The sequence below is a fragment of the Alienimonas chondri genome (assembly GCF_013036045.1).
Lineage (GTDB): Bacteria > Planctomycetota > Planctomycetia > Planctomycetales > Planctomycetaceae > Alienimonas > Alienimonas chondri.
Genome location: NZ_WTPX01000331.1, coordinates 1 through 1,172 on the forward strand (window position 1 = coordinate 1; position 1,172 = coordinate 1,172).

Annotated in this window: 1 protein-coding gene; it reads right to left on the reverse strand. The window is 66.6% G+C overall.

Going from position 1 to position 1,172, the window contains the following annotated elements; genetic code table 11:
• Positions 1–170: 170 nt before the first annotated feature.
• On the reverse strand, positions 171–1,172 hold a 1,002-nt coding region (locus LzC2_RS21470; RefSeq protein WP_171190060.1), incomplete at its 5' end, for a VWA domain-containing protein.

Below are 1,172 nucleotides of genomic sequence, written 5' to 3' on the forward strand. Positions count from 1 at the left end.
GGGGTGAGGGGGCTTTCACCGTCCGATTGCCGAGTGATCGAGCGTCCCGGACGCTCGAAGCGTCCGGGACGCTGCGTTCGCTCCGAAGCCCGTGAACGACCGCGTGTGAAGGCTCGTCACCCTCCCCCCCGGCCCCTCTCCCTCAAGGGAGAGGGGGGAAGGTTTCGCGCTCACACCCCCGCCAGTTTGATGTCGTGGCCGCCGGCCCAGCCGGTGAGGTCGTCGCCCTTCAGCGCCGCGGCCATCAGATCGGGGAACAGGTCCGGGGTGCAGGCGAAGCTGGGAATGCCGAGGTCGGAGAGCGCCCGGGCGTTCTTCTGGTCGAACATCGGGGCGCCCTCGTCCGACAGCGCCAGCAAGCAGACCGCCCGAGCGCCGCTCTCCACGATTTCCGCCGCCCGCCGCAGCATCTGCTTCTGGTTCCCGCCCTCGTAGAGGTCCGTAATCAAAACGAACACGGTCTTCTCCGGCCGCTCGATCAACCCCTGACAGTAAGCGAGGGCCCGGTTGATATCGGTTCCCCCGCCCAGTTGCGTGCCGAACAACAGATCGACCGGATCGCCGGCGAGTTCGGTGAGGTCCACGACCTCCGTATCGAACACGACCATGCTGGTCTTCACCGCCCGCAGGCTCGCCAGCACGGCGCCGAAGATGCCGCTATACACGACGCTGGTGGCCATCGAACCGCTCTGGTCGACGCACAGTACGACGTCCTTCATCGCGCTGCGTTTGCGGCCGTGACCGATCAACCGCTCGGCGATAATCGTGCCGGTTTCCGGCAGGTAATTGTGCAGGTTCTTCTTGATCGTGCGGTCCCAGTCGATCTCCGCCGCCCGGGGTCGATAATTGCGGACCGCTTTATTGAGCGCCCCGGTCACCGCCTGCCGCATCGGCTCGGCGAGCTTTTTTTGGAGTTCGTCGCACACCTTGCGCACCACCGACCGGGCGGTCTCCCGCGTCTCGGCCGGCAACGCTTTGCCCAGCGACAGCAGCGTGCCGACGAGGTGCACGTCCGCCTCGACGGTCTCCAGCAACTCCGGTTCGGTCAGCATGCGGGTGAGGTGCAGCCGGTCGAGGGCGTCCCGCTGCATCACCTGCACGACGGACTTCGGAAAATATCCCCGCACGTCCCCGAGCCAGCGGGCGACGTTGGGATTCGACCCGCCCAACCC